The following is a 23,234-nucleotide window of genomic DNA, read 5'->3' on the forward strand; positions in this document are numbered from 1 at the left end:
CCCCGGCGGTGCGTTCCGCCCTCCCCGGACCCGGCGCGCCCCCCGCCCGGTCCGGGGAGGGCCGGCGCGGCGAAGGACCCGCCGCCAGGCATCGCCGCACCCTGCCCTTCGCCCCGAAACGGACTGAAACCCCTCGCGGACCGCGGCTGGGCGGTCGGCCTCGTCTCCTCGCTCCTGCTGTACGTGCTGTTGACGCGGACCACGACGGGGCGAACCGTCCGAAGTGGCACCGGGCGGCTCACTGCCCGGCCCGGGTCGGCCGGTCCGGGCTTCCCCAGCGGGGTGAAGCAGGCACGCCCCACGTCCTTTCGGGGCTTCCCACCGGCACAGGAACCCCGGAGAGCCCCCGCCGTTTCACCGCCCCGGCCCGTGGGAAGACCCCCATGACCGTGGGTCCTGAGCGGCACGCTCGACACACCGGAAGGTCACCCTGGGGGAGGGGCGGGCACGTGATGGAGTCCGGTACGGGCATCGGCCTACGCGGCCGCAGCGGCATCGTGTCCCTGGTCGACACGTGTCTGAAGGAACCGCCCACGGCGGAGCGGCCGGTCACCATGCTGCTCGGACCGCGCGGCAGCGGCGCGAGCGAGGCGCACAGCGCCCTCATGGAACGCTTCGGGCCCGAATACCCCTTCGCCTACGTCAACTTCGGCGGAACGCAGTCACTGCTGCCCCGCTACGCGCTCGCGCTGCTCGCCCGACAGCTCGAACGGAAGCTGCCCCGGTACGGCCGCTCCCACTTCCCGCTGCTCAGCCTCGGCCTGCTCGCCTCCGACCAGGAGCTGAGGATGCGCAGCCTCGCCGAGGGGCGGCGGGCGGTGCAGCGGCAGCTCGACCAGTTCCAGGAGGAGAACGAAGCCCGCCACGGCGACTACCTGGCCGCGTTCTTCGAGGTCGGCATGGGCGCCGTCGGCATGCCGGAAGGAGCCTCCGCGGTCGCGCTCGCCGTGTTCCAGGACGCGCTGCGGCGCGGCCGGCGCAGGATCCCCGGACGGCTCGGCACCATGCTGGGCACCCGGCTCACCGCCGGCGCCACCTGGTACGGACGACACCCCCTGACCCGCAACCAGGACCCGATGGAGGCGCTGGTCGAACTCAACTCATGGCGCCACGAAGGCGACGAGACGGAACAGGAGAGGCTCAACCGGGTCCTCTTCTCGGCCTTCCTGGAGGACGTGCGCCGCAACGCCGGCCGCAGCTTCATGCCCCGCTCCTACCTCCTGCTCCTCGACAACTCCCACACCGAGTACGGGCGGCGCTTCCTCGACCTGCTGATCCGCGCCCGGCACGACGAGACCGTCGTCGCCGGCCTGGACAACGACCCGCTGACCGTCGTCGCCAGCGCCAACCGCTGGCTGCCGCGCTGGGGTCCGGCCACCGGGGACTCCTGGCCCTGGCAGCTGCGCGGCCCCGACCGGGCCTCGCTGGGCGACTGGAACGCGCACCGGCCGACCCGGGACAGCGAGGACACCTGGTGGTACCCGTTACGCCTGCGCGACCTCAACCTCGACGAAGTGCGCATCAGGATCGAACTCCAGCTCGGCGGGCACAGCGACCTCGCGCCCTTCACCCGTCTCACCCCCTTCGTGCACCGCCTCACCGGCGGACTGCCGCGAGCCGTCCACCAGGTCCTCGACGTACTGCGGCAGTCGGGAGCCCCGGCGGACGGCGGACCGGAGCAGGACCGCTGGCTGCGCACCCTCCCCGACCGGTCGCTGCGCCACGGGGAGCGGACCCGGACGCTCGCCGAGACCGCCCTCGGCCATCTGCTCCGCGACTTCGACGAGACCGACCGCGCCACCCTCGCCGAATGCGCCGCGGCACGGGACTTCTCCGTCGGTACGCGGCTGCTCAGCTCCGGCGACACCCTTTTCGGCGAGGTCCGTTCCCGCTGGCTGCTGTCCGGCCCGGGCACCGTCGTGCCGACCCTGCACCCCTGGCTGCGCCGTCTGCTGCTGTGGCGGCTGGCCGCCCGCCCGGACGACTGGGACATGGCGCACGAACTGCTGGCCGAGCACTACCGCAGCCAGGTACGGCCGGTCCAGGAGATGTACCACCGGCTCGCCCTCGGCCGGGTCGACGAGGTCGCGGAGCACCTGACGCGACGCTTCGGCGAGGTGCCGGCCCTCCAGTGGATCAGCGAATTCGACGCGGTCACGGCCGCCCCCAACCGGCTGCCGCCCGAGGGCGGCCCGCTGGAGCTCCTCGCCGGCCTCGCACCGCGCGCCCCGGGGAACGCGGTCGACGCGGGATCCGCGATCCGCGGGCTGGTCACCGCCCGCTGGGTGTGGAGCGATCCGCTCGCCGACCCCGGCATGCGCCTCAACGACATGGTCGCCGACGGCTTCACCCAGCTGTCCCAACTGCGGAGGAACGACATCGTGGCCCTCTTCAACGAGGCGGAGCGCTACCGCCACTGGCGTCATCCGCAGACCGTCGTGGGGGAGGGCTGAGCCGGTGGTCAGAGTCGAATGGCCGCTGCACATCGTCCGCCGGGTCGTCTTCGGGGCCGTTGCGGCGCTGGTGCTCGCCGTGGCGGGCTGGTTCGCCGTCGACTGGCTCCAGGAACGGCAGGCGCGCTGCGCCGACGGCGTCGTGGAGCAGGGCCCGGACGACGAGTGCGTGGGCGTCACCGACGGCTCGTACTCCTTCGCGCCCCACCTGGAGGGGGTGATGAAGAAGATCCGGGAGGAGAACGCCCTCGTCCTCGAGAACGACGCCAAGAACTACGTCAGCGTCGCCTATCTGACGTCCTTCACCCTCACCGACGACGACAGCAACTCCGAGGAGTCGGTCAGGCGCGAGCTGGAGGGCGCCTACCTCGCCCAGTACCGGCACAACCGCGGCGATCTGTCCGCCTCCCCCAAGATCCGGCTGCTCGTGGCCAACTCCGGCAGCAGGTCAGCCCATTGGCGGCACGCGGTGGACGAACTGGTCGCCCGCAAGGACGCCCCGGACCGGCTCGTCGCCGTCGCAGGCCTCGGCCCGAGCACGGACGAGAACCTGGCGGCCATAAGGCGTCTGTCCGACAACGGCATCGCCATGGTCGCGGCCAGCATGACCGCCACCAACATCCAGGGCATCAACGGTTTCGTGCGGGTCGCCCCGACCAATGTCGACGAGGCCTACGCGGCCGCCGCCTACCTCAAGCGGAAGGACGTCCGCACCGCCGTCGTCGTCCAGGACGTCGCCAAGGGGAACCTGTACGCGACCACCCTCGGGACCGCCTTCACCGAGGCGTTCCCGGAAGCCAGGAAGTACCGGCTGGTCGCGGAACGCATGACCTACGACTCGTCGGTGAGCAGCGCCTGGCAGAACGAACTGCGCTACATGCCGGGGCAGCTCTGCGTCCAGCGGCCGCAGGTCGTCTACTTCGCCGGCCGCGGCCGGCACCTCACCAACTTCCTCGATGCCCTCGCCAACCGCTCCTGCCAGGACGTGAAGTTCACGGTGATGGCCGGGGACGACACCACGAACCTGACCGCCAAGCAGCTCGCGCAGGCAGCTGCGTCCAAGGTGCAGGTGCTCTACACCGGTCTCGCCCACCCCGATATGCACCGGTCCTCGCCGAACGCGGTGTCTGAGCGTTCGGCGACGTACTTCCAGGAGGGCGAGCTGCTCGACCGGTTGTTCCCCAACGACCCCCGCGACGACGGGGGCGCCCTCATGGGACACGACGCGGTGCTCGCCGCCGCCCACGGCATCCAGATGGCGGCCCGCTGGCAGGGCGAGGTCGCAGGTGACGCGGTGGCCCGGATGTTCCACCAGATGGACGGCAGCCAGCAGGTCGCGGGGGCCAGCGGTTTCATCTCGTTCCAGAACAACGGCAACCCCCGCAACAAGGCGGTCCCGGTGCTGCGGCTGAACGACAAGGGCCACGCGGAGTTCGTCGAGGTGTCGGCCGCGCACGGGAAGCCGGCGGAGGCCCAGTGAGAGCCGCCGTCCCGGGCAGGCCGCCGCGGGCACCGGCCCCCTCGCCCGGTTTTCTTGCGTCAGGGCGAATTCGAGGTGAACGGGGAATGGCGTAGCGAGGGGGATGGTTGTCAGACCGGCGTGGTTAGCTGGAGGCATGATCGAAGACTTTCTCGCAGAACGTCTGCCCGAGGTCGAGGAGGCGGTCCGCAAGGCCGCCGCCGCCGAGATCGTGCCCCGCTTCCGTCAGCTCGGGGCGCACGAGGTCGTCGAGAAGAACGGTCCGCACGACCTGGTGACCGTGGCGGACCGACTGGCGGAGGAGCACCTCACGGCCTCCCTGACCGCGCTGCTGCCGGGCTCCGTGGTGGTCGGGGAGGAGGCGGTGCACGCCGACCCCGCCGTCTACGACGCGATCCGGTCCGACGTGCCGGTGTGGATCGTGGACCCCGTCGACGGCACCCGGCAGTTCGTCCACGGAGACCCCGGCTTCTGCACCCTCGTCGCACTGGCGCAGCACGGCGAGGTGCTCGCCTCGTGGACGTACGCGCCGGTGAGCGACGAACTGGCCGTCGCCGTGCGGGGCGGAGGCGCCCTGCTGAACGGCGAACCGATACGGTCCGGGTCGCCCGCGCCCGGCGTGGCCCTCGAAATCGCCACGTCGCACCCCGACTTCACCACCCCGGACCAGAAGCGCGCGCTCCTCGGGCTGAACACCGACGGCGTCCTGCCGCGCCCGTGCGGCTCGGCCGGCCTGGAGTACCTGCAGGTCGCCCGCGGCAAGCTGGCCGCGGTCGCCTTCAGCTGGGAGAACGCCTGGGACCACGCGGCGGGGTTGCTCCTCGTCACGGAGGCGGGCGGGGCCCACCGCACGCTCACCGGTGACCCCTTCCGTGTCACGGGCGGCAACGCCCTTCCCTTCACCGCGGCGCGTGACGCGGCGACCGCGGAGCGGATACGCGCGCTGCTGGCGGGCTGAGCCGACCCCGACGCGTCCGTCGCGCCGGCTGGGTCTGTCGTACCGGTCCCGTCGCGTCCGTCGTACGTACCGTCCGTTGTCCGCATCCTCTGCGGTTCGTGCCGTCCGTGGTTCATGGTGCCGTTCGCGTGCCGCGCCGTGGTCCGTCCGCGTGCCGTGCCACGCCGGTTCCGTCCGTCGTGCGTGCCGCGTGGCGATGCGCTCCGAACGGCCCCGACACGGCCCGGGCGCTCCCGAAGAGCCGTCAGTTCTCCTGGAACCCGGGCCATGCGTGGCGAGGCCACCGAATATCCTGGGAGCTGCTGACCGTCGGCCGGACGAAGGAGCCCGAAGGTGCCGTCGATGCTCGATGCCGTTGTCGTGGGGGCGGGTCCGAACGGACTGACCGCGGCTGCCGAGCTGGCCCGCCGGGGCTTCTCGGTCGCAGTGTTCGAAGCGCAGGACACCGTCGGCGGGGGTGCCCGCACCGAGGAGCTCACCCTCCCCGGCTTCCGCCACGACCCGTGTTCCGCCGTGCACCCGCTCGGCATCGGGTCGCCTGCCTTCCGCGGTATGCCCCTGGACCGGTACGGACTGGAATGGCTGCACGCCGAACTGCCGCTGGCCCACCCCTTCCCCGACGGCACGGCCGCCGTCCTCGCCCGCTCCGTCGGCGAGTCGGCCCTCTCGCTGGGGGCCCGCGACGCCGGCGCGTACCGCAGGATGGTGGCGCCGTTCCTCGGGCACTGGGACACCCTGGCGGCCGACTTCCTGCGCACACCCTGGGACGGACTGCCCCGGGACCCCTACCGGCTGGGCCGCTTCGGACTGTCCGCGCTGCAGCCCGCGACATGGCTGTCCCGGCGCTTCCGGGACGAGAAGGCGCGTGGTCTCCTCGCCGGTCTCGCCGCCCATGCCATCGCCCCTACCAGCGGCTTCGCCACCGGAGGCATCGCGCTCGTGTTCGCCCTGGCCGCGCACGAGGTGGGCTGGCCGCTGCCGCGCGGCGGCTCCCAGGCGATCTCCGACGCCCTGGCCTCGTATGTCCGCGCGCTGGGCGGCGCCATCCACACCGGCGTCGAGGTGAAGCGGCTCGACGAGCTGCCGCCCGCCCGGGCCTACGTCTTCGACACCTCCCCGACCGCCCTCGCGCGGATCGCGGGCCTGGGCGACGCCTATCACCACTACCGGTACGGCGCGAGCTGCTTCAAGATCGACTATGCGCTCTCCGGGCCCGTCCCGTGGACCGCCGAGGAGGCGAGACGCGCGGGAACCGTGCACATCGGCCCCACCGCGGCCGAGATCGACGCAGCGCTCACCGCGGCGGTCTCGGGTGCCGACCCTTCCGTACCGTTCCTGATCACCGCCCAGCCGAGCCTCGTGGACCCTGGCCGCGCCCCCGAGGGCAAGCATGTGTTCTGGGCGTACGGGCACGTCCCGGCCGGCTGGGAGGGCGACGCCACCGAGGTCGTCGAGCGGCAGATCGAGCGCTTCGCGCCCGGCTTCCGGGACCTCGTCCTGGCCCGTGCGGTGGCCGGCCCGCCCCGGCTCGCGGTGCGCAATGCCAACTACGTCGACGGCGACATCGCCTGCGGCGCCTTCGCCGGGCTCCAGACCGTGATCCGCCCCCGGCTCGCCCGCGTCCCGTACGCCACGCCCCACCCCTCCGTGTTCATCTGCTCCTCGGCCACCCCGCCCGGCCCCGGAGTGCACGGCATGTCGGGCCACCACGCGGCCAAGGCCGTATGGCGGCACCTGCGTAAGGTGAAACCATGACCGAGATCGTGCTCGTCAGAGGCGACATCACCCGGCAGCAGGTCGAGGCCGTCGTCAACGCGGCGAACTCCTCCCTGCTCGGCGGGGGAGGGGTCGACGGGGCCATCCACCGCCGCGGCGGCCCGGAGATCCTGGAGGCCTGCCGTGCCCTGCGCGCCTCCCGGTATGGAAGGGGTCTGCCCACAGGGCAGGCTGTCGCCACCACCGCCGGGAAACTCGACGCCCAGTGGGTGATCCACACCGTCGGCCCCGTGTGGTCCGGTCAGGAGGACCGCTCGGAGCTGCTCGCCTCCTGCTACCGGGAGTCGCTGCGGGTCGCCGACGAGCTGGGAGCCCGTACGGTCGCCTTCCCGGCGATCTCCACGGGTGTCTACGGCTGGCCGATGGACGACGGCGCCCGTATCGCCGTCGAGACGGTGCGTGGCACGGACACCGCCGTGGAAGAAGTGCGCTTCGTCCTGTTCGACGAGCCCGCGTACGCGGCGTTCGAGGCGCGGATGCGCTGAACCGGAGGGGCGCCGCGAGCCGGGTCTCGCGAGTGAGGGCCCCGGACCGGCCGGGATTCCGCCGCCGCAGACCAGAACCGGCCGGGCCCCGAGCCGTCAGGCCGATACCTGGGTGAGGCCCGTGATCATCCCGGCGGCATTGCTCTCGAAGCGGAACACCACGTCCGTGTCCGGGTGGGCCTTCACCCAGTCCAGGAGTTCCTGCACGCCGACGCGCAGGTCGGTGTCCGACTCGACGACCGGGTTCCGGGCCATGATGCCCGCCGCAACGTCGAGCTCCTTGCTCTCCTGCACGCCCGTGGTGACGAAGGGCTGTTCCTCACCCGGGTGCGAGGGGCAGCCCCGGAAGCCGCGCTCCACGGTGAGGTACGGCTTGTCGCCCTTGACGGTGTGGCCGCGCAGCAGGACCTCGTCCTCGACGGCCCGCTGCTCCTCGCACTGGGGCTCGCCCTCGGTGTCGGTGCTGCCGGCGCTCTTGGCCGGGGTGGACTTGGCGGGCGCCTTGGCACCGCCGGAGGCCCCCGCAGATGCGCCGCCGGTGGTTCCGGCGGAACCGGATGCGCCGCCCCCGGAGGCCGCGCCGGCGGAGGCGGCGGGGGCGCCCGGTGCGTCCCCGGCGGGCGCGGCCGAGACGCCCCGGTCCGTGCCCGTCACCGGTGCGGCGTCCGCGCCGGAGCCCCTGCCGCATCCGGTCAGGGCCAGCACGCCGACGGCTGCGGCTGCGAGTGCGAGCCGGGCTGGGCGCGCCCCGGCGGGTCTGCGGCGGGTCGCGCCGATACGGGATGCTGCTGCCATGGTGTCCCCCTGCGCCGGGCGGCCCCCGGTGGGCCACTCGTGTGTGGTCGACGCAGAACGTAGCAGCCGGTGAGGGCGTCGCCGAGGCCCGAGCCGCGTCTGTCGCGTGATCATGACAATCCTGTTGCGCCGCCCGGAGGACGTCATCGGTGCATCGCGCAGGGAATTCGCGTCCGCCCTGACAGGAGAACCTTGATGTCGGATTCCCGCCAGTCCTCGACGCTCCGCTGCCGGATCATTGAGGCATGCACACCGACACAGAGCGCTGCGTACGTGCCGTGCAGTCGAAGGACTCCCGCTTCGACGGCTGGTTCTTCACCGCCGTCCTGACCACCCGCATCTACTGCCGTCCGAGCTGCCCCGCGGTGCCGCCCAAGCCGGAGAACATGACGTTCCTGCCCAGCGCGGCGGCCTGCCAGCGGGCCGGCTTCCGGGCCTGCAAACGATGCCGCCCCGACACCAGCCCCGGTTCCCCGGAGTGGAACGCCCGCGCGGACACCGTGGCCCGCGCGATGCGCCTCATCCACGACGGCGTGGTCGACCGCGAGGGCGTCCCCGGACTCGCCGTCCGGCTCGGCTACTCCACCCGGCAGATCGAACGCCAGCTGCTCGCCGAACTCGGCGCCGGGCCGCTCGCCCTCGCCCGCGCCCAGCGCGCCCAGACGGCCCGGCTGCTCATCGAGACGACCGCCCTCCCCATGGCCGACATCGCCTTCGCGGCCGGCTTCGCCTCGATCCGGGCCTTCAACGACACCGTCCGAGAGGTGTTCGCGCTGTCGCCCAGCGAACTGCGCGCCCGCGCCGCCCGCGGGACCGCCGCCGCCACCCCGGGAGTGATCTCCCTCAGACTTCCGTTCCGGGCCCCGCTCACCCCGGACAACCTCTTCGGCCACCTCGCCGCCACCGCCGTCCCCGGCGTCGAGGAGTGGCGCGACGGCGCGTACCGGCGCACCCTCGGCCTGCCGCACGGCCACGGCATCGTCGCCCTCACCCCACGGCCCGACCACATCGCGTGCCGGCTGTCGCTCACCGACGCACGCGATCTCACCGTGGCCATCAGCCGCTGCCGCCGCATGCTCGATCTCGACGCCGACCCCACCGCCGTCGACGAACGCCTGAGCACCGACCCGCTGCTCGCCCCGCTCGTCGCCAAGGCCCCCGGCCGCCGCGTCCCCGGCAGCGTCGACGCCGCCGAGTTCGCCGTACGCGCCGTACTCGGCCAGCAGGTGTCCACCGCTGCGGCCCGCACCCACGCGGCCCGGCTCGTCACGGCCCACGGGGTGCCGGTCGACGACCCCGAGGGCGATCTCACCCACCTCTTCCCGGCACCGGAGGCGCTGGCCGCCCTCGACCCCGAGACGCTCGCCCTCCCCGGCACCCGGCGGAAGACCCTCACCACCCTGGTGACGGCGCTCGCCGACGGCACCCTCCAGCTCGGCATCGGCAGCGACTGGGAGCGGGCGCGCGCCCGGCTCGCCGCGCTCCCCGGCTTCGGGCCCTGGACCGTCGAGGCCATCGCGATGCGCGCCCTCGGCGACCCCGACGCGTTCCTGCCCACCGACCTCGGTGTGCGGCGCGCCGCACAGGAACTCGGTCTGCCGTCCACCCCGGCGGCGCTCACCGCCCGCGCCACCGCCTGGCGCCCCTGGCGGGCCTACGCCGTCCAGTACCTGTGGGCGACCGACGACCATCCGATCAACCGCCTCCCCGCGTAAGGAGACCCGCCCATGACGAAGCAGCACACGGTCGCCGACAGCCCCTGCGGTCCGCTGACCCTGGTCGCCACAGACGGCGTCCTCTGCGGGCTGTACATGACCGAGCAGCGCCACCGCCCGCCCGAGGAGACCTTCGGCGAACCGGACCCCCGTCCCTTCGGCGATGTGATCCGCCAGCTGGAGGCCTACTTCTCCGGCGAACTCACCGAGTTCGACCTGCCGTTGCGCATGAACGGCACGCCGTTCCAGCGCAGTGTCTGGGACGGGCTGCGGAAGATCCCGTACGGCGAGACCCGGTCCTACGGCGAACTCGCCGAATCCCTCGGCAAACCGGGCGCCTCCCGCGCCGTCGGACTCGCCAACGGCCGGAACCCGATCGGCATCATCGTGCCCTGCCACCGCGTCATCGGCGCGAACGGCGGCCTCACCGGCTACGGCGGCGGCCTCGAACGCAAGCAGCGGCTGCTGGCCTTCGAACGCGGCGCCTCCGCGGACTCCGTACTGTTCTAGGAATCCGTCTCCACGCCGCCGCCGCCCGGAGACCGCCCGGCAGTTGGGGGAAGCGCCGTACCGATCGGCTCGCGGATCACCTCGTCCGCGAGCCCGTCGTACGGCGTCGGCCCGGCCATGCTCCACCGGACACCCCCTGGCCCCGTGCCCCACAGTGATCCCGGCCGGCGAGTCGGCCGGGATCACTGTGGAGCACGGGCCGACCACGACGGCGCGGGGGCGCGCGGCCGTCGGATCACCGCGACGCCGGCCGACTTCAGGCGGAAGTGCCCTTCACTGCCTGTCTGTTGCCATGGCCGGCCCGGCGCCGACTCATGCGTCGCGCACTCGCCTTTGCGTGTCGGAGGGAGATCCTGCCTGCCCGTTCCACTCGCTCTCAGCGCCTAGCCGGCCGAGCAGTTCGGGCAGGGCCGCGCCGATGGGCTCGCGGATGATCTCGTCGGCTCGTTCGTCGTACGGCGTCGGTTCGGCGTTGACGATGACCAGCCGTGCGCCGTGGTCGGCGGCCAGACCCACGAGGCCGGCGGCGGGCTGGACCTGGAGGCTGGAGCCGACGGCGATGAAGACCTGGCAGGCCTTGGTGATGGCGACCGCCTCACCGAGCACGACCGGGTCGAGGCGCTCGCCGAACAGCACCGTCGCAGACTTCAGGATCCCGCCGCACTCCAGGCACGGTGGATCGTCCTCGCCGGCCTCGACCCGGGCGATGGCGTCCTCCATGGGCCCGCGGGCGTGGCACTTCGTGCACACGACACGACGGGCGGTGCCGTGCAGTTCGAGCACTTTGCGGGCGGGCATTCCGGCGAGCTGGTGCAGCCCGTCCACGTTCTGCGTGATCACCCGGACCGGCACTCCGGAGCGCTCCAGTTCGGCCACGGCCCGGTGCGCGGCGTTCGGCTCGGCCTGGAGCGTGCGGTTCCTGCGCCGCATCTGCCAGGCGCGCCGCCGTATTTCGGGGTCGCCCATGTAGTACTCGTAGGTGACACGCTTCTCGGCCTCGGGATCCCGCCGCCACAGCCCGTTCGGGCCGCGATAGTCGGGGATCCCGGAATCGGTGGAGATGCCTGCGCCACTGAGGATGGCGACGAGGGGCCTTTTCATGGGCCGAGAGTAGGACGTATGCCTGCTCGGGGCGAACGGATATCGGGGTGAGCCCCGTCTCCACCCGTCTGCGCTGGTTGGCGAAGGCCAGGGGTATCCGTCTCCTGGCAGCGGGATGTCCGGGACGCTGGAAGGTGGCGCCACACAGGGGTAGCGGCCCGCGGGGCGCACGAGGGGGCACCGTGACCATCCGCGCGGTTGCCGGGGGTGCGGTGACGGTCGTAGGGGGCAGCCACGTCCGGTGCCGGCGGACACGCATTCCGGTCGGGCCAGGGCGAGTCGATATTGCCGGTGACGACGTCGTCGGCATGGCCGAGGTGACTGTCACTCTGGATGCCGAACTCGTCGTGGAAGTCATGGTGCTGGCCGGTGTGGGCAGCCCCCAGGACGCCGTCGAACTCGTAGTGCGCGACTACATTGCGCGCGGCCATCGCACCAAGGCCAGGACGGCCGCCCGTGAGGAGGAACCACGAGCGGGTGAGGTCAGGACGCAGGACCCGCAGGGGTGAACCCCACATGACGGCCGTCCTCCAGCTCCACCGGGCCGGTGCCCGCGTCCAGCGCGTCCAGCGCGGCCAGGACCCGCCGTCCGAGCGCGCCGGGCAGATGGGCGGTGATCTCCGAGCGTGGCACCAGCCGCCACGACAGCAGCTCCTCCTCCTGGAGCCGGATCGCCTTGAACTGCTCGTCCGACAGCACCCCGCCGTCGTAGGCGTACGCCACGAGCGGCGGCCGCCCCGGCCCGCGCACCCAGTCCACCGCGAGGAGCGCGCCGAGCTCCAGGTCGAGGCCGATCTCCTCCGCCGTCTCACGACGGGCGGCCTGCCGGGGGGCCTCGCCGGTGTCCGACTCGACGGTGCCGCCCGGCAGTGCCCAGCCCTCGCGGTAGTTCGGCTCCACGAGCAGCACCCGCCCCCGGGCGTCACGGAAGATCGCGGCGGCGCCGGCCAGCACCCGAGGGAGCCCGGCGATGTACGCGGCGTACATGGCGTTGTCCGTAGTCACCCCGCCACTGTACGGGGCGCCGCCGTCACCGGGACCGGAGCGGCCAAGGCGGCGGTTCGCTCGGCCAGTTCGCCGATGCGCGCGCCGTCGAATCCGAACACCGCGCTCCGCACCCGGTCCTCCAGCGGCTCCGTCCACTGCGCGGGGATCGCCGACGCCCCGCAGAGCACCCCCGCGACCGAACCGGCGGTCGCCCCGTTGGAGTCCGTGTCGAGACCTCCGCGCACGGTGAGTGCGATCGTGCGGGTGAAGTCGCCCTCGCCGTAGAGCAGTCCGGCGGTGATCACGGCGGCGTTCGGCACGGCGTGGATCCAGCCCAGCCGGCCGGTCTCGGCCTCCAGCTCGGTGAGCGTCGCCTCCCAGGTCGTCCCCGACTCGTGGAGCGCGACGGTGTGCCGGACCGCGCGGGCGAGTCGGCAGCTCGCCGGGATGCGGTCCAGCGCCGCGTCCAGGGCGGCGCGCGGACCGTCGGCGGTGAAGGCCGCGGCGATCAGCGCTGCAGCCCACATCGCCGCGTACACGCCGTTGCCGGTGTGCGACAGGACGGCGTCGCGGCGGGCCAGCGAGGCGGCGCGCCGCGGGTCGCCGGGAGAGGTCCAGCCGAAGACGTCGGCGCGGATGAGCGCGCCGATCCACTCCTGGTACGGATTGTCGTACGTGGCGGTGAGCGGCGGTCTGAGGCCGTTCGCGAGGTTCCGGTAGGCGGCCCGCTCGGCCGTGAACGTCTGGAGGTAGGGCAGTCGCAGCAGCCAGAGGTCGCCGACCTGTTCGGTGGTGAACTCCGGGCCGTGCGCCTCCAGCAGGTGCAGCCCCAGGACCGCGTAGTCCACGTCGTCGTCACGGCAGCTCCCGCGGATCCGGCCGCGCACGCACTCCCGCCACTCCGGCCGCAGTTCGAAGCCGTCCGCCCCGGGCGGTGGTTCCGGCAGGTAGTCGGTCAGCGGCAGGGCGTCCGTGAGACGCAGGTAGCGGTCGATCCGGTCCCTGGTCCAGTAGTCGCCGCGCTCCACGGGCTTGCCGAGCATGTTGCCGGCGATCCTGCCCAGCCAGCCACCGAGGATCTGGTCGCTCGTACGGGTGCCTTCAGCGGTCATGAGGGGGTTCTACCCGCTTTCACCTGCGGCGGCGTGGCACATTGGCGTGGCGGATCCGGGAGCAGGCGGTGCATCGCCCGGCAGTCGAGGGGAGCGACGCATGAGGCGTGGCCTGAGGGTCCTGGCGGTGGGCCTCGCGGTGGCGCCCGCAGTCCTGGCGGCGGGCGGACCCGCCGCCCAGGCCCTGGAGGTGAACGGGCCGCTGCTGGCCACGGGTGACGTCGACCTCCTGGAGGACGTCGCCGAGCACATCAGCGTGCCCATGGGCGACGGCGGACGGACCGTCCACCAGCTCTACGGCGCCGGGGGCGAGGCCCTCCCGGAGTAGCCGGGTGCCGCCGTCCGCGGCGGCCGGCTCCCTCCCGTCTCCGTCTGCCCATGGGCAGACGACCGGTTCGCCCGATAGGGTCGGGTCGGCGCGACTGCCTGTTCGGAAGCAAGGGATGGCAAGTGACGAACGGAGCAGCGACCGCCGCGCGGGTGCTCGTCGCGGCGGACAAGTTCAAAGGCTCGCTCACGGCCGTGCAGGTCGCGGAGCGGGTGACGGCGGGGCTGCGGCGGGTTGTTCCCGGCCTCGACGTCGACACCCTGCCCGTCGCCGACGGCGGCGACGGCACGGTCGCCGCGGCGGTGGCCGCGGGATTCGAACGCCGGGAGGTACCGGTCACCGGGCCGCTCGGGGAACGGCTGACCGCAGCCTTCGCACTGCGCGGCACCACGGCGGTCGTGGAGATGGCCGAGGCATCCGGCCTCCAGCACCTCACCGAAGGCGTCTTCGCGCCGCTCACCGCCACCACGTACGGCTCCGGCGAGCTGCTGTGCGCGGCGCTCGACGCGGGCGCCCGCGCCATCGTGTTCGGGGTCGGCGGCAGTGCCACCACCGACGGCGGGGCGGGCATGCTGGCGGCCCTCGGCGCGCGGTTCCTGGACGCGGACGGCCGGCCCGTCCGGCCCGGCGGGGGAGCGCTGCGCGATCTGGCGACGGCGGATCTGTCCGGCCTCGACGAACGCTTCCGCGACGTACGGCTCGTCCTCGCCAGCGACGTCGACAACCCGCTCACCGGTCCCAGCGGCGCGCCAGCCGTCTTCGGCCCGCAGAAGGGCGCCACGCCGGAGGACGTCGCCGTCCTGGACGCGGCGCTCGCCCACTACGCCACGGTCCTGGAGAAGGCCGTCGGACCCAGGGCCGCCGAGTGCGCCGCGGCGCCCGGCGCGGGCGCTGCGGGCGGCATCGGGTACGGGGCGCTCGTCGGCCTCGGCGCGGACTTCCGGCCCGGCATCGAGGTGATGCTCGACATCCTCGGCTTCGCCGCCGCGCTGGAACGCGCCACGCTGGTGATCACCGGAGAGGGCTCGCTGGACGAGCAGACCCTGCACGGCAAGGCCCCCGCGGGGGTCGCGGCGGCGGCCCGCACGGCGGGCGTCGAGGTCGTCGCGGTCTGCGGCCGTCTTGCGCTGCCGCCGGAGGCGCTGGGCCGCGCGGGCATCCGCCGCGCCTACCCCCTCACCGAGCTGGAGCCCGACACCGCGCGGTGCATCGCCGAGGCCGGCCCTCTCCTGGAGCGCCAGGCGGAGAACATCGCCCGCGACTTCCTGAGCTGATCTCGGCCCCCGCGGCACCGGCCCCGGGTTTTGCTCCCACCGGACCGGACCGGACCGGACCGGACCGGACCGGACCCGGGCCCGAGTGCACGAAGGGTCGGCTGGTCGGACCCCGGGGGTACCGGCCAGACGGCCGCCGGATTCCGGGCGCCCCGGCTGCCCGTCTGCCGCGCCTCCTCCCTGGCAGGGCCAGGCCGGGCCGACCGACCGGTCCGGCGAACCAAGTCGGTGTGCGGACCGCGGACCGCGAAACGGGAGAAGCGAGTCCCGGACGCACCAAGGCCCCGGACCTTCCCGGTCCGGGGCCTTCGTGGCGCAGTGAAGCGTTACGGCAGCTGGGACGCCGCCGCGCGAGCCTCGCGACGGTTGTCGCGGAAGGTGTTGACGCGGCGGGCCGTGGCGAAGAGCGGGATGGTCGCCGCGAGGACGATCTGCAGCGCGCAGCCCGTCTGGAGCAGCAGCTGACCGCCGGGCGCATCGAACGCCCAGGCCGCCAGCAGACCCATCGCGGAGACGATCCAGCTGAGCATGGCCACCGCGAGCACACCCCGCGGCTTCGGGTACTCGACCCGGCTCACCATGAGCCAGGCGACACCGATGATCGCGAGCAGGGTGGGCGGGAACGGGAGCTCGAGCAGCACGATCGAGACGACCGTGAGCGCGCCGAAGGGGCTCGGCATGCCCTGGAACATGCCGTCCTTCATCGTGACGCACGAGAATCTCGCCAGGCGCAGGACCACGGCGAGCAGCACCACGATCGCGGCCAGCGCCGACACCCGCTGGTGGGCGTCGTCCGCGACCATGCCGTAGACCAGCACGAAGTACGCCGGGGCGAGCCCGAAGCTGATCAGGTCGGAGAGGTTGTCCAGCTCCGCGCCCATCGGCGAGCTGCGCAGCTTCCGCGCGACGAGCCCGTCGAACAGGTCGAAGACGGCGGCGCACAGCATGAGGATCACCGCGGTCGCGGCGGAGTGCCGGGCCATGCCGGTCTCGTCGCTGCCGGTGAGGTGCGGGATGAGGATTCCGGTGGTGGTGAAGTACACCGCCATGAATCCGCAGGTCGCGTTGCCGAGCGTCAGGGTGTCCGCTATCGACAGCCTGAGCGACAGCGGCATCTCCTCGCCGTCGTCGTCCGTGTCGGACTCGGCCTCCGGCGCCCAGCCGGCGGCCGGTGTCTCAGGATCAGTCACGGTCAATTCGGGTCACCCCCGCGACGGTCTTCTGGCCGACCTCGACCGCCACCTCGACGCCCTCCGGGAGGTAGATGTCGACGCGGGAGCCGAAGCGGATCAGGCCGATGCGCTCGCCCTGCTCCACCTTGGTGCCCTGCGGCAGGTACGGCACGATGCGCCGGGCGACTGCTCCGGCGATCTGCACCATCTCGATGTCGCCGAGCTCGGTGTCGAAGTGCCAGACGACGCGCTCGTTGTTCTCGCTCTCCTTGTTGAACGCCGGGACGAAGCCGCCGGGGATGTGCTCCACGGACGTCACGGTGCCGGCCAGGGGGGCGCGGTTGACGTGGACGTTCAGAGGGCTCATGAAGATCGCGACGCGGGTGCGTCCGTCCTTCCACGGCATGATGCTCTGCACCACACCGTCGGCCGGGGAGATGACGCGGCCCTGGGCGATCTCACGCTCGGGGTCGCGGAAGAACCACAGCATGCCCGCCGCGAGCGCGGTGGTGGGCACGGCGAGGGCCGCGGCTCCCTTGGAGCGGCGCGCGCGAGCCAGGCTGAGAGCTGCGGTGGCGACGGTCGGCAGGAGCCACGGCGATGCTCCGCGCGCGAGGCGGACGCGGCCGCGAGGTGCAGAGGTTTGGCTGTGGGGCATGGATGACCTTCGTAGCGGATGAGGCCGCACTCTGACGGGGGACGGCGGCTTTTCCGGCGATGCTATCGGTTACGGGTGACAACTGGGTAAGCCAGAAGTCGAGTCGACGGCCGGAAGAAGATGACTGGGTGTGATCTTCTTCGCGGCCGTATCAACCCAAACAAGACATTTACCCCTGGAATCGGTATTCCTCGAGCAGTCGGCGCCCAATGATCATTTTCTGGATCTCGGCGGTACCCTCGCCGATCAGCAGCATCGGGGCCTCGCGGTAGAGGCGCTCGATCTCGTACTCCTTGGAGAAGCCGTAGCCGCCGTGGATCCGGAAGGCGTCCTCGACGACTTCCTTGCAGTATTCGGAGGCGAGGTACTTCGCCATCCCTGCCTCCAGGTCGTTTCGCTCCCCGGAGTCCTTTTTGCGCGCTGCGTTCACCATCATGGCATGGGCGGCCTCGACCTTGGTAGCCATCTCGGCCAGCTTGAACTGGATCGCCTGGTGCTGCGCGATCGGCTTGCCGAAGGTGTGGCGCTGCTGGGCGTACGAGACGCCCAGCTCGAAGGCGCGCTGCGCGACCCCGCAGCCACGGGCGGCGACGTTCACCCGGCCGACCTCGACGCCGTCCATCATTTGGTAAAACCCTCGGCCGGTGACCCCGCCGAGGACGCGATTGGACGGAATGCGCAGTCCGTCCATGATGAGCTCGGTCGTGTCGACGCCCTTGTAGCCCATCTTCTCGATCTTGCCCGGGATGGTGAGGCCGGGCCGGACCTCTCCGAAGCCGGGCTCCTTCTCGATCAGGAAGGTCGTCATCGACTTGTGCGGGGCCGTACCCTCGGGGTGTCCTTCGTCACTCCGGACGAGAACGGCCACCAGGGTCGACGTGCCGCCGTTCGTCAGCCACATCTTCTGGCCGTTCAGGACGTACTCGTCGCCGTCCTTCACCGCCTTCGACGTGATGGCCGACACGTCCGAGCCGAGGCCCGGCTCGGACATCGAGAAGGCGCCCCGGACCTCACCGGCGGCCATCCGCGGAAGGAAGTAGTCCTTCTGTTCCTGCGTACCGTGCTGCTTGAGCATGTACGCGACGATGAAGTGCGTGTTGATGATGCCGGAGACGCTCATCCAGCCGCGCGCGATCTCCTCCACGCACAGCGCGTACGTGAGCAGCGACTCGCCCAGGCCCCCGTACTCCTCGGGGATCATCAGACCGAAGACGCCGAGCTCCTTGAGCCCGTCCACGATCTGCTGGGGGTACTCGTCGCGGTGCTCCAGCTCGGTCGCGACCGGAATGATCTCCTTGTCCACGAAGTCCCGGACGGTGCTCAGGATCTCCTGCTGGACCTCGGTCAGACCGTGGGTCTGGGCGAGTCGGGCCATGACTACTTCTCCTGCTGCTTCGGCTCCGGGCGGCCCGGCTGCTCGCCGCCGCGCTCCTTGATGTACGTCTCGGTCGGGACCATCACCTTGCGCCGGAAGACGCAGACGAGGGTGCCGTCCTGCTTGTAGCCCTTGGTCTCGACGTGGACGATGCCACGGTCGTTCCTGGACTTGGAGGGCCACTTGTCCAGGACCGTGGTCTCGCCGTAGATCGTGTCGCCGTGGAAGGTCGGCGCCACGTGCTTCAGCGACTCGATCTCCAGGTTGGCGATCGCCTTGCCCGAGACGTCCGGCACCGACATGCCGAGCAGCAGCGAGTAGATGTAGTTGCCCACGACGACGTTCCTGCCGAAGTCCGTCGTCTTCTCCGCATAGTTCACGTCCATGTGGAGGGGGTGGTGGTTCATGGTGAGCAGACAGAAGAGGTGGTCGTCGTACTCGGTGACCGTCTTCCCGGGCCAGTGCTTGTAGACGGCCCCGACCTCGAACTCCTCGTAGGTGCGTCCGAACTGCATGATGCTCAGGCCTCCGGGATCTCGAACTTGCTGGTGCGCTGCATACCCGCGGCGCGGCCCTTGCCGGCGATGACCAGGGCCATCTTGCGGCTGGCCTCGTCGATCATCTCGTCGCCGAGCATCGCCGAGCCCTTCTTGCCGCCCGCCTCGGAAGTGCAGTAGTCGTACGCGTCCAGGATCAGCTCGGCGTGGTCGTAGTCCTCCTGGGAGGGCGAGAAGATCTCGTTGGACGCCTCGACCTGGCCCGGGTGCAGCACCCACTTGCCGTCGAAGCCGAGCGCCGCGGCGCGCTGCGCGACCTCGCGGTAGCCGTCGATGTTGCGGATCTGGAGGTAGGGGCCGTCGATCGCCTGGAGGTTGTTGGCGCGGGCGGCCATCAGGATCTTCATCAGGATGTAGTGGTAGGCGTCCGCCGGGTAGCCGGGCGGCTGCTCGCCCACGACCAGCGACTTCATGTTGATGGACGCCATGAAGTCGGCCGGGCCGAAGATGATCGTCTCCACCCGCGGGGACGCCTGGGCGATCGCGTTGACGTTGTTCAGGCCCTGGGCGTTCTCGATCTGCGCCTCGATGCCGATCTTGCCGACCTCGAAGCCCATCGTCTTCTCGATCTGGGTGAGCAGCAGGTCGAGGGCGACGATCTGCTCGGCGTCCTGGACCTTCGGCAGCATGATGCAGTCGAGGTTCTGGCCGGCGCCCTCGACGACCGTGACGACGTCCCGGTACGTCCAGTGGGTCGTCCAGTCGTTGACCCGCACGACCCGCGTCTTGCCGGTCCAGTCGCCCTCGTTCAGGAACTTCACGATGGTGTGCCGGGCTTCCGGCTTGGCGAGCGGCGCGCAGGCGTCCTCGAGGTCGAGGAAGACCTGGTCGGCCGGCAGGCCCTGGGCCTTCTCCAGGAAGCGCGGGTTGGAGCCGGGCACGGCCAGGCAGGAGCGCCGGGGGCGCAGGCGGTTGACCGGAGACGGAAGGTGCGCGGCGGAGCCGCTCCCCGCAAGGGCGGTGGTGGGAGACGGGTGGGCAGGCGTGCTCATGCGGGGACCTCCAGAGGGTCGAGCTTGTTCGCTTTCCGGATCTCGTCGACGATACGTCCGATGATCTCCGTGATACCGAAGTCCTTCGGTGTGAAGACGGCGGCCACACCCGCACGCTTCAGGTCCTCGGCGTCGCTTTGGGGGATGATCCCTCCCGCGATCACCGGGATGTCCGGGGCACCCGCCTCGCGCAGCCGGTTCAGCACGTCCGGCACCAGCTCGGCGTGCGAGCCGGACAGGATCGACAGCCCGACGCAGTGCACGTCCTCGGCGAGGGCGGCGTTCACGATCTGCTCCGGTGTGAGCCGGATGCCCTGGTAGACAACTTCGAACCCGGCGTCGCGGGCCCGGACGGCGATCTGCTCGGCACCGTTGGAGTGGCCGTCCAGGCCCGGCTTGCCGACCAGCAGCCGCAGCCGGCCGGAGCCCAGCTCCTCCGCGGTCCTGGCGACCTTGTCACGGACGATCGCCAGCGGGGTCCCCGCCTCGGCGGGCACCGCCACCGGCGCGGACGACACACCGGTGGGCGCCCGGAACTCGCCGAAGACGTCGCGCAGCGCCCACGCCCACTCGCCCGTGGTGACTCCCGCCCGGGCGCACTCCAGGGTGGCCGGCATCAGGTTGCCGGTGCCGGCGGCCGTGGCCTTGAGGACGGCCAGGGCCTCCTGGGCGCGGGCCTCGTCGCGGTTGTCCCGCCACTCGTGGAGCTTGGCCACCACACGGGCCTCGTTCGCCGGGTCGACCGTCATGATCGCCGTGTCGAGGTCCGCGGTGAGCGGGTTGGGCTCGGTCGACTCGAAGCAGTTGACGCCGACGATCTTCTCCTCGCCGGCCTCGATCCGGGCCCGCCGCTCGGCATGCGAGGAGACCAGCTGCGCCTTGAGGTATCCGGACTCGACGGCCGCCATGGCGCCGCCCATCCCCTGGATCCGCTCGATCTCCGCCAGGCACTCGGTGACCAGGGCGTCCACCTTGGCCTCGATGACGTGCGAACCCGCGAAGATGTCGTCGTACTCCAGCAGGTCCGACTCGTGCGCGAGCACCTGCTGGATGCGCAGCGACCACTGCTGGTCCCAGGGCCGGGGCAGGCCGAGGGCCTCGTTCCAGGCGGGGAGCTGCACGGCACGCGCCCGGGCGTCCTTGGACAGGGTCACGGCCAGCATCTCCAGGACGATGCGCTGGACGTTGTTCTCCGGCTGCGCCTCGGTCAGGCCGAGCGAGTTGACCTGGACGCCGTAGCGGAAGCGGCGCTGCTTGGCGTTCTCGATGCCGTACCGCTCCCGCGTGACGCGGTCCCAGATGCGGCCGAAGGCGCGCATCTTGCACATCTCCTCGATGAAGCGGACGCCCGCGTTCACGAAGAACGAGATACGGGCGACGACGTCCCCGAACTTCTCCTCGGGCACCTGGCCGCTGTCCCGCACCGCGTCCAGCACGGCGATGGCCGTGGACATCGCGTACGAGATCTCCTGGACCGGCGTGGCGCCGGCCTCCTGGAGGTGGTACGAGCAGATGTTGATCGGGTTCCACTTGGGGATGTTGGCCACCGTGTAGGTGATCATGTCGGTGGTCAGACGCAGACTGGGCCCCGGCGGGAAGACGTGGGTGCCGCGCGACAGGTATTCCTTGACGATGTCGTTCTGCGTCGTGCCCTGGAGCCGGGTGATGTCCGCACCCTGCTCCTCCGCGACCACCTGGTAGAGCGCCAGCAGCCACATGGCGGTGGCGTTGATGGTCATCGAGGTGTTCATCTGCTCCAGGGGGATCTCCTGGAACAGCCGGCGCATGTCACCGAGGTGCGAGACCGGGACCCCGACCCGGCCGACCTCGCCGCGGGCGAGGATGTGGTCCGGGTCGTAGCCGGTCTGGGTCGGCAGGTCGAAGGCGACCGACAGACCGGTCTGCCCCTTGGCGAGGTTGCGCCGGTACAGCTCGTTGGACGCCTCGGCGGTCGAGTGACCGGCGTACGTCCGCATGAGCCACGGCCGGTCCTTCTGACGCTCTGTCATCGACGACCTCAGATGTTCCGGAAGCGGTTGATGGCGTCGATGTGCTTGGCGCGCATCTCATCGTCGCGCACGCCCAGGCCCTCCTCGGGGGCGAGGCAGAGCACGCCGACCTTGCCCTGGTGGAGGTTGCGGTGCACGTCGTAGGCGGCCTGGCCGGTCTCCTCCAGGGAGTAGACCTTCGACAGGGTGGGGTGGATCTTGCCCTTGGCGATCAGGCGGTTGGCCTCCCATGCCTCGCGGTAGTTGGCGAAGTGCGAGCCGATGATCCGCTTCAGCGACATCCACAGGTAGCGGTTGTCGTACTCGTGGTTGTAGCCCGAGGTGGAGGCGCAGGTGACGATGGTGCCGCCCTTGCGGGTGACGTACACGGACGCGCCGAAGGTCTCACGGCCCGGGTGCTCGAAGACGATGTCGACGTCCTCGCCGCCGGTGAGCTCACGGATGCGCTTGCCGAAGCGCTTCCACTCCTTCGGGTCCTGGGTGTGCTCGTCCTTCCAGAACTTGTAGCCCTCGGCGTTGCGGTCGATGATCGCCTCGGCGCCCATCGAGCGGCAGATGTCCGCCTTCTGCTCGCTGGAGACGACACAGATCGGGTTGGCGCCGCCGGCCAGCGCGAACTGCGTGGCGTAGGAGCCGAGGCCTCCGCTGGCGCCCCAGATCAGGACGTTGTCGCCCTGCTTCATGCCGGCGCCGTTCTGGGAGACCAGCTGGCGGTAGGCGGTGGAGTTGACCAGGCCCGGGGCCGCCGCCTCCTCCCAGCTGAGGTGCTTCGGCTTGGGCATCAGCTGGTTCGACTTGACCAGGGCGATCTGGGCCAGGCCGCCGAAGTTGGTCTCGAAGCCCCAGATGCGCTGCTCCGGGTCGAGCATCGTGTCGTTGTGGCCGTCCGAGGACTCCAGTTCGACGGACAGGCAGTGCGCGACGACCTCGTCACCGGGCTTCCAGGCGTTGACGCCGGTGCCGGTGCGCAGCACGACGCCCGCGAGGTCGGAGCCGATGATGTGGTACGGCAGATCGTGGCGCTTGGTGAGTTCGGAAAGCCGACCGTAGCGCTCCAGGAAGCCGAAGGTGGACAGCGGCTCGAAGATCGAGGTCCACACCGAGTTGTAGTTGACCGAGCTGGCCATGACCGCGACCAGGGCCTCGCCCGGGCCGAGTTCGGGCAGGGGCACCTCGTCGAGGTGGAGCGACTTGCGCGGGTCCTTCTCGCGGGTGGTGAGGCCCGCGAACATCTCCGTCTCGTCCTTGTGCACGGTCACCGCGCGGTAGGACTCGGGGAGTGGCAGGTTGGCGAAGTCGGCGGACGTGGAGTCCGGCGACTGGATCGCGTCCAGGATTTCCTTCACGGTGTTGCCTCCAGGGGGTCTCCCCGGACCGGGGGCCGGGTGAGAAGCGCTTTCACGGAACGCTGGGGGGACGGGTGCTGCGGTGGAGGTGTGCCGTCGGTTCGGCTGGGGTGGTGCTGTGGCAGCGCTTGGTCGGCGCGGAGGTTGCCTG

21 protein-coding genes are annotated in these 23,234 nt (G+C 71.4%); 10 read left to right on the forward strand and 11 right to left on the reverse strand.

All coding sequences use genetic code 11. From position 1 onward, the window contains the following. Nucleotides 1-452: 452 nt before the first annotated feature. The 5 genes from ACZ4Z5_RS20880 to ACZ4Z5_RS20900 all read left to right on the forward strand — a co-directional run bounded on the left by ACZ4Z5_RS20880 (nt 453) and on the right by ACZ4Z5_RS20900 (nt 7,152). Complete coding sequence (locus tag ACZ4Z5_RS20880; RefSeq protein WP_468264836.1) at nt 453-2,453, forward strand: hypothetical protein; 2,001 nt, start codon at nt 453-455, stop codon at nt 2,451-2,453. 4 nt (nt 2,454-2,457) lie between these two features. Next, nucleotides 2,458-3,933, forward strand: coding sequence for a type 1 periplasmic-binding domain-containing protein (locus tag ACZ4Z5_RS20885; protein WP_468264838.1), 1,476 nt, complete (start codon nt 2,458-2,460; stop codon nt 3,931-3,933). Between the two features lie 136 nt (nt 3,934-4,069). After that, nucleotides 4,070-4,891: an inositol monophosphatase family protein gene (locus tag ACZ4Z5_RS20890; RefSeq protein ID WP_468264840.1), complete on the forward strand. Its 822-nt coding sequence runs from the start codon at nt 4,070-4,072 to the stop codon at nt 4,889-4,891. A 333-nt stretch (nt 4,892-5,224) separates the two neighbouring features. Further along, nucleotides 5,225-6,646, forward strand: coding sequence for a phytoene desaturase family protein (locus tag ACZ4Z5_RS20895; protein WP_468264842.1), 1,422 nt, complete (start codon nt 5,225-5,227; stop codon nt 6,644-6,646). After that, nucleotides 6,643-7,152, forward strand: a complete 510-nt coding sequence (locus ACZ4Z5_RS20900) for an O-acetyl-ADP-ribose deacetylase (RefSeq protein ID WP_468264844.1) — start codon at nt 6,643-6,645, stop codon at nt 7,150-7,152. The genes ACZ4Z5_RS20895 and ACZ4Z5_RS20900 overlap by 4 nt, the downstream gene beginning before the upstream one ends. 96 nt (nt 7,153-7,248) lie before the next feature. Here the strand turns inward: ACZ4Z5_RS20900 and ACZ4Z5_RS20905 are convergent, their stop codons facing one another. Next, nucleotides 7,249-7,947, reverse strand: a complete 699-nt coding sequence (locus tag ACZ4Z5_RS20905) for a hypothetical protein (RefSeq protein WP_468264846.1) — start codon at nt 7,945-7,947, stop codon at nt 7,249-7,251. 245 nt (nt 7,948-8,192) lie between these two features. Between ACZ4Z5_RS20905 and ACZ4Z5_RS20910 the strand changes: the two genes are divergently transcribed. Both ACZ4Z5_RS20910 and ACZ4Z5_RS20915 read left to right on the forward strand, forming a co-directional pair. After that, complete coding sequence (locus ACZ4Z5_RS20910; RefSeq protein ID WP_468264848.1) at nt 8,193-9,662, forward strand: AlkA N-terminal domain-containing protein; 1,470 nt, start codon at nt 8,193-8,195, stop codon at nt 9,660-9,662. 12 nt (nt 9,663-9,674) lie between these two features. Then, nucleotides 9,675-10,172 carry a methylated-DNA--[protein]-cysteine S-methyltransferase gene (locus ACZ4Z5_RS20915; protein ID WP_468264850.1) on the forward strand — a complete coding sequence of 166 codons (498 nt, stop codon included), beginning with the start codon at nt 9,675-9,677 and terminating at the stop codon, nt 10,170-10,172. Nucleotides 10,173-10,484: 312 nt separating this feature from the next. Here the strand turns inward: ACZ4Z5_RS20915 and ACZ4Z5_RS20920 are convergent, their stop codons facing one another. Further along, complete coding sequence (locus ACZ4Z5_RS20920; RefSeq protein WP_468264852.1) at nt 10,485-11,273, reverse strand: SIR2 family NAD-dependent protein deacylase; 789 nt, start codon at nt 11,271-11,273, stop codon at nt 10,485-10,487. 308 nt (nt 11,274-11,581) lie between these two features. Between ACZ4Z5_RS20920 and ACZ4Z5_RS20925 the strand changes: the two genes are divergently transcribed. Next, entirely contained in the window at nt 11,582-11,782 is a 201-nt protein-coding gene (locus ACZ4Z5_RS20925) for a DUF2191 domain-containing protein (RefSeq protein ID WP_468264854.1), read from the forward strand. On the opposite strand, the gene ACZ4Z5_RS20930 is transcribed toward ACZ4Z5_RS20925, so the two are convergent. Continuing rightward, nucleotides 11,757-12,260 carry an NUDIX domain-containing protein gene (locus ACZ4Z5_RS20930; protein ID WP_468265040.1) on the reverse strand — a complete coding sequence of 168 codons (504 nt, stop codon included), beginning with the start codon at nt 12,258-12,260 and terminating at the stop codon, nt 11,757-11,759. The genes ACZ4Z5_RS20925 and ACZ4Z5_RS20930 overlap by 26 nt on opposite strands. 14 nt (nt 12,261-12,274) lie before the next feature. After that, nucleotides 12,275-13,372, reverse strand: coding sequence for an ADP-ribosylglycohydrolase family protein (locus tag ACZ4Z5_RS20935; RefSeq protein WP_468264856.1), 1,098 nt, complete (start codon nt 13,370-13,372; stop codon nt 12,275-12,277). 100 nt (nt 13,373-13,472) lie between these two features. Here ACZ4Z5_RS20935 and ACZ4Z5_RS20940 point away from each other — a divergent pair, with 100 nt between their 5' ends. Then, nucleotides 13,473-13,700, forward strand: coding sequence for a hypothetical protein (locus tag ACZ4Z5_RS20940; RefSeq protein ID WP_468264858.1), 228 nt, complete (start codon nt 13,473-13,475; stop codon nt 13,698-13,700). Between the two features lie 122 nt (nt 13,701-13,822). Further along, nucleotides 13,823-14,974: a glycerate kinase gene (locus ACZ4Z5_RS20945; protein ID WP_468264860.1), complete on the forward strand. Its 1,152-nt coding sequence runs from the start codon at nt 13,823-13,825 to the stop codon at nt 14,972-14,974. 326 nt (nt 14,975-15,300) lie between these two features. Here the strand turns inward: ACZ4Z5_RS20945 and pssA are convergent, their stop codons facing one another. The 7 genes from pssA to ccrA all read right to left on the reverse strand — a co-directional run bounded on the left by pssA (nt 15,301) and on the right by ccrA (nt 23,083). Next, nucleotides 15,301-16,089, reverse strand: coding sequence for a CDP-diacylglycerol--serine O-phosphatidyltransferase (gene pssA, locus ACZ4Z5_RS20950; RefSeq protein ID WP_468265042.1), 789 nt, complete (start codon nt 16,087-16,089; stop codon nt 15,301-15,303). A gap of 67 nt (nt 16,090-16,156) precedes the next feature. Continuing rightward, on the reverse strand, nt 16,157-16,804 hold the full coding sequence (locus tag ACZ4Z5_RS20955; RefSeq protein ID WP_468264862.1) for a phosphatidylserine decarboxylase: 648 nt from the start codon (nt 16,802-16,804) through the stop codon (nt 16,157-16,159). A 169-nt stretch (nt 16,805-16,973) separates the two neighbouring features. Next, nucleotides 16,974-18,179 carry an acyl-CoA dehydrogenase family protein gene (locus tag ACZ4Z5_RS20960; RefSeq protein ID WP_468264864.1) on the reverse strand — a complete coding sequence of 402 codons (1,206 nt, stop codon included), beginning with the start codon at nt 18,177-18,179 and terminating at the stop codon, nt 16,974-16,976. 2 nt (nt 18,180-18,181) lie between these two features. Then, nucleotides 18,182-18,694: a MaoC family dehydratase gene (locus ACZ4Z5_RS20965; RefSeq protein WP_468264866.1), complete on the reverse strand. Its 513-nt coding sequence runs from the start codon at nt 18,692-18,694 to the stop codon at nt 18,182-18,184. Between the two features lie 5 nt (nt 18,695-18,699). Then, the gene (locus tag ACZ4Z5_RS20970; protein WP_468264868.1) at nt 18,700-19,728 is read right to left on the reverse strand and encodes an HpcH/HpaI aldolase/citrate lyase family protein; all 1,029 of its coding nucleotides are present in this window, start codon (nt 19,726-19,728) and stop codon (nt 18,700-18,702) included. Beyond that, nucleotides 19,725-21,737 carry a protein meaA gene (locus ACZ4Z5_RS20975; protein ID WP_468264870.1) on the reverse strand — a complete coding sequence of 671 codons (2,013 nt, stop codon included), beginning with the start codon at nt 21,735-21,737 and terminating at the stop codon, nt 19,725-19,727. Before ACZ4Z5_RS20975 ends, ACZ4Z5_RS20970 begins: the two co-directional genes overlap by 4 nt. Before the next feature lie 8 nt (nt 21,738-21,745). Next, nucleotides 21,746-23,083 carry a crotonyl-CoA carboxylase/reductase gene (gene ccrA / locus ACZ4Z5_RS20980; protein ID WP_468264872.1) on the reverse strand — a complete coding sequence of 446 codons (1,338 nt, stop codon included), beginning with the start codon at nt 23,081-23,083 and terminating at the stop codon, nt 21,746-21,748. Nucleotides 23,084-23,234 lie beyond the last annotated feature (151 nt).

Source organism: Streptomyces sp. NPDC030222, assembly GCF_055573115.1.